We start from the raw sequence: 215 nt of genomic DNA on the forward strand, positions 1-215 counted from the left end.
CCCACCTCCCACTCCTCCCTCCCCGTCGCCAACACCTCGTTATCCTCCCTATCCACCATCCACCCAACCTCCCCTATCACCCCCATCTCCACCTCCTCCACCTTCCACCCAACCCCAACCCCCCCCTCTCCAACATCATCCATTTCCCCAAGTTCGACTACCAACAGGACCACAACCCTCGCCACCCTCGCAAGAACCACCAGCACACCCTCCGC

1 protein-coding gene is annotated in these 215 nt (G+C 61.9%); it reads right to left on the reverse strand.

What is annotated here, in order from left to right; genetic code table 11:
* A partial coding sequence (locus FS507_RS17445; RefSeq protein ID WP_186314802.1) for a hypothetical protein occupies positions 1 to 215 on the reverse strand: 215 nt, incomplete at both ends.

The sequence above is a fragment of the Corynebacterium glyciniphilum AJ 3170 genome (genome assembly GCF_007673095.1).
In the GTDB taxonomy this organism is placed as follows: domain Bacteria; phylum Actinomycetota; class Actinomycetes; order Mycobacteriales; family Mycobacteriaceae; genus Corynebacterium.